Below are 4469 nucleotides of genomic sequence, written 5' to 3'. Positions count from 1 at the left end.
GAACAAGTCATCCTTCGGCGTCGGATGCTCCTTCATTCCCTTATGCCAATGAGACTATTCTATCAAGCATTATTAAATCACTGCCCGGCATCATCTACTGGAAAGATAAGGAAGGTCATTATCTTGGTAGCAATGACACCGTTCTCGAAATGACAGGCATGTCTTCTGTTATAGGCAAAACCGATTTTGATATGCCCTGGATTGAAACTGCTCAAACGTTACGCGACAATGACTTAAAAGTAATGACCTTAGATACAGCGCTGGAAGTTGAAGAAGCCGTAACCTTGGTTTCTGGAAAGAAAATTATTGCATTGACACGAAAAGCGCCACTGCATGATGAGCAAGGCAACGTCATTGGAATTATTGGCATCTCATTAAACATTACCCATCTTAAAGAGCAAGAATCAATGCTTCGCTCAAAACAGGAAGAAACGCAATCTACCCTGGAAAACATTGTTGCCAACATGCCAGGACACGTGTATTGGAAAGACAAAAATGGCGTCTATCTAGGCTGTAATAACCGACAAGCCAGAAGTTTAGGTTTCCAATTTGGCTATGAAATTGTGGGCAAAACTGATTTTGATTTACCCTGGGGCGGCACTAAAGCAGAACTGTTTCAAAGAAACGACAGACACATCATGGAAACAGGGGAGACAGAAATTATTGAAGAAAAATCCCAGGTTGATGGTAAAGATGCTATTGTTTTAAGCCATAAATCGCCTATGCGTAACAAGCAAGGTGAAATTACAGGTATTCTTGGGATTTCAATTGATATCAGCGATAGAAAAAAGTTGAAACTGAATTATTTCATGCCAAAGAACAAGCTGAAGCAGCAAGTCACGCTAAAACCGAATTTTTAGAAAACATGCGCCATGATATTCGTACACCACTAACTGGAATCGTTGGGTTTTCAGACATTATTAAAGCCGAGGCAATCAATCCAAATGTTAAAGAATATGCTGAAAATCTGGTGGCATCGAGCCATGCTTTACTCGGTTTAATGGATGAAATATTGGAGGCAATTCGTGTCAGCTCTGGTGAAATACCCAAAGTTAAGAAAAAATTTGTTTTGAAAAATATTATGCAGCATGCACTGGATTTACATAAATCAAAAGCAGCTGCAAAACGATTAGATTTATCCCTCGATTTTGATAAGGCTATTCCTCAATACTTAATCGGTGATAATGTTCGCATCCACCGAATCACTCTTGAGTTGCTCGCCAATGCTCTGAATTTCACCGATGCCGGTTTTGTCAAACTCACCGTCAAACTCGCCAGCCGCAACAACAGGGAAATCATTATCAAACTAATAGTTGAAGACAGTGGTATGGGGGTACCTAAAGACAAGCAGCAAGAAATATTTCTGCACTTCAAACGGTTGACTCCTTCCTATAAAGGGATCTACAAAGGCGCAGGACTGGGACTTTCCGTCATTAAGCAATTCATTGATGATCTGGATGGTGAGATTTATGTAGACAGTGAATTGCAGAAAGGAAGTACCTTTACCTGCATTATCCCATTAAAAATAGCGCTTGTTGAAGATGACACAGGACTTCATGAAGAGTTTGAACCCTACCACGCACCTTCTGAAACGTCAATCAAGTCCAGTACAATAACGGCATTCCAAACAAAACCCGTTTTGGACGAACCACATCATGTTTGGTCGTTGAAGATAATCCTATCGCGCAAACAGTGGCCAAATCCATCTTAATTCAATCGGACTGTCAGGTTGATGTGGCCTCTAATGGGGATGAAGCATTACAGCTTTGGAAGCAAAATAATTACGATCTGATTTTTATGGACATTGGACTTCCTGACATGGATGGCTACCAAGTCACTCGCCATATACGTGTGCAGGAAATGTCTGAAAATCGTAATACCCCGATTATTGCTCTCACAGCGCATGTAGGTGAGGAAAACAAACAGCGATGTATTGAAGCAGGAATGAATGCTGTTCTAAGTAAACCCTTGTCACAAAAGGGCTGCATAGAAATTTTAGGCTCCTTTATTCCAAAGCAGCAGGAGGAACTGATCCAACGTTCGTGGGCTTCAGAAATACCTGTAACAGAAAATGAATTTTTTGACTTATCTCCTTTCCCAATACTGGATATTGAGGAAGGCATTAAAACATCAGGCTCTGAAGAAATGCTTTGTGAGATGTTACAATTTATGCTCAACCAATCCCTGCCTGAAGACATTACCCTGCTAAAAAAAGCCCATGACTCGCTGGACTGGGAAAAAACACAACAATTGGCTCATAAAATAAAAGGTGGTTTAATCTACGTCGGAGCCGTTAGGATGAAAATGGCATGCCAATATCTTGAACGGTATTGGAAAACCGGACAACAGGAATTACTGGAGCAGCTTTATCAGCAACTACTCCAGGTAAAAGATGCAAGCATTGTTAAAATTAGCCAATGGATTAAAAAAGATTATCCACCTGAATGACTATTGTGTTTCTAATAAATATGAATGCATCGTGTCATGAGAAAGTAGCTCTGGAATGACTTTCGCAGGATATTTTTTAAATCGAAGTGCCACAGGTCTTAAGCGATTGGGATAATACGGTTTGATTAAATAATCATAAGTCGCCGCCATCGCCTTATTCCGACCACTGGGATAAACCTCAAAATCATAGGCTTTTTCTGTCCATAGGCACATGACCGCACATTCTTCAATGAGATAATCCAGACAAAGTTTGAATGCACGCTCGTGATCAATGTCTTCTGGATTAAATCGACTCAAATAGCGAGTTAGAAAATCATCAATATTGGCATCGATGGCTTTTTGATATAATTCATTTAAATCATATTCATTTTGTACACGTAAATGACTATCAATGTAATGGCTACTATTGTACCAATCATCCCATCGCATGATGTCGTAGGGAATGGTCAATTGGCTGTAAGCCACCTCGTTTCGCATTAACCAGGCATCTCCCTCTGCAACAGCCAATTGGTATAATTCATCGGGAGATACATGATTCATAATGCCGATAGTGTGACGCTGCACACTATCATCTACAAGAATAGTGCACTGCTTAAATGAAGCGTTAATGAGTTTAATTACCGCTTCGAATTTCGCACCTTCATGTATCGCTTGCCCGACACTAATGGGCATGAGGCAGGTAGATTGTGGAAACAGTTTTCTTTCCTCAGGCGGATTTTCCCTAAACGATGCTTTTATAATTCTGCTGTCAACTAAATTCATAGTTCCAATCTCCTTAGAAAATTGACAAGTAGGTACTATTCACGAGTAAGTTTTATAATAAATAATCTCGTCAATGAATTAATCAGTGACGTTTGATAGCCTGTAGAAACTAAACAGGTAAAAGGAACAACCTGCTTTGGGAAATTTATTCGAAAACCAACCCTGGGAAGCTGATTTCAGGGCATTAAAATAGGTTCATTAATCGCCATTTTGTATTTTTACAATGCATTTTATACCAAATGAAATCACCTCGCAAGAGAATTCATTTTGGTTCGATACTTAACTAATTACAACGACCCGCATTCCCATAATATAAGATAAAGACTGTCACTATTCCGCAGGTAAAAAACTTAATAAAAAGCCACTCATTAATAAATAATCTTTAACTAAGTACCCATGAATTGCGGTAAAAAGCTGCATAATATTAAATCCACCAAACGTTAATAGCGAGAGTCCCTTAGCACTCTTATTGCGAAAGACTGCGATCGCTTGCGGTATAAATAATACTGCATTGAAAAATAAGCCGAGGCTAAAGACCAAATCTACAAATTGAGTGAATGAAAATAATGCCATAGTAACCTCTTCACCTGATAATTACCCCAAATTCAGCAGTAGCAATATTGGCCAACATTATATCACAAACAAAGCGCTAGACTTAGAGTGGTATGCCGTGACACCTTCTGTAAATATTGTGCTGTATAAAGAAAAAAGAGCTTTAAACGAGTTTGTCTGGAACATCACCCCTGGGAAGTAATTGAACATTCAATTAACTTCATTAGCCCATTGAGTTTTGGCATTCTATACACATTTTTAGCCACAGAATTTGTGGATAAAGAAAAAATCAATAAATTATGTAAAAATTTATTCGTCCCTTATAAAATAAGGCATCGAAACAAAAAAGAAGCCTCTCTTGATAAAAAACAGGCGAGAAGATCAAAGAATTATCCACAGCCTATTAGACACGAGAATTAAGCCTGCCACCAAGAAATAATAAACAAATAAATAATAAAAAACAGTCTTGACTCCCTCTTTTTTTGCCTCAAAAATAAAGACCACCGTTGATGAGATTGCTCTTCCCATTTTATACAGCAACCCTATAAAAATTTTTTAGGCCAATTTTTTATTTTAACAATAAGCTAAAAATATAAGCGCACTTTGTTGAAAGTGAAATCATTTACAGCCCCCTTTTTTGCTTCTACCATTTGAATTATGTACAGTATTCAATGGAGAAAATTTTATGAGCCATGGCGGGAAACGGC

The 4469-nt window shown here is 38.5% G+C and carries 5 protein-coding genes; 3 read left to right on the top strand and 2 right to left on the bottom strand.

What is annotated here, in order from left to right; all coding sequences use genetic code 11:
• From BN58_RS34950 to BN58_RS34940, 3 genes are all read left to right on the top strand, one after another.
• Positions 1-860: PAS domain-containing protein (locus tag BN58_RS34950; protein WP_019217710.1), on the top strand; the 860-nt coding region annotated here is incomplete at its 5' end.
• A gap of 5 nt (positions 861-865) precedes the next feature.
• Positions 866-1711 carry a sensor histidine kinase gene (locus BN58_RS34945; protein ID WP_019217709.1) on the top strand — a complete coding sequence of 282 codons (846 nt, stop codon included), beginning with the start codon at positions 866-868 and terminating at the stop codon, positions 1709-1711.
• The gene (locus BN58_RS34940) at positions 1693-2448 is read left to right on the top strand and encodes a response regulator (protein WP_232220717.1); all 756 of its coding nucleotides are present in this window, start codon (positions 1693-1695) and stop codon (positions 2446-2448) included. Before BN58_RS34945 ends, BN58_RS34940 begins: the two co-directional genes overlap by 19 nt.
• Here the strand turns inward: BN58_RS34940 and BN58_RS16150 are convergent, their stop codons facing one another.
• Together BN58_RS16150 and BN58_RS26380 are read right to left on the bottom strand one after the other, a co-directional pair.
• Complete coding sequence (locus BN58_RS16150) at positions 2449-3210, bottom strand: hypothetical protein (RefSeq protein WP_019217707.1); 762 nt, start codon at positions 3208-3210, stop codon at positions 2449-2451.
• 330 nt (positions 3211-3540) lie between these two features.
• Entirely contained in the window at positions 3541-3783 is a 243-nt protein-coding gene (locus BN58_RS26380; RefSeq protein ID WP_019217706.1) for a PQ-loop domain-containing transporter, read from the bottom strand.
• Positions 3784-4469: the final 686 nt, after the last annotated feature.

Source organism: Legionella tunisiensis, from assembly GCF_000308315.1.
Lineage (GTDB): Bacteria > Pseudomonadota > Gammaproteobacteria > Legionellales > Legionellaceae > Tatlockia > Tatlockia tunisiensis.
Note: the sequence above shows the minus strand (reverse complement) of the source record. Positions and strands in the feature narration are given on the sequence as shown.

Excerpts from the sequence above, each read along its gene's own strand:
- BN58_RS16150 (WP_019217707.1), bottom strand. The coding sequence starts at position 3,210 with ATGAATTTAGTTGACAGCAGAATTATAAAAGCATCGTTTAGGGAAAAT.
- BN58_RS26380 (WP_019217706.1), bottom strand. The coding sequence starts at position 3,783 with ATGGCATTATTTTCATTCACTCAATTTGTAGATTTGGTCTTTAGCCTC.
- BN58_RS34945 (WP_019217709.1), top strand. The coding sequence starts at position 866 with ATGCGCCATGATATTCGTACACCACTAACTGGAATCGTTGGGTTTTCA.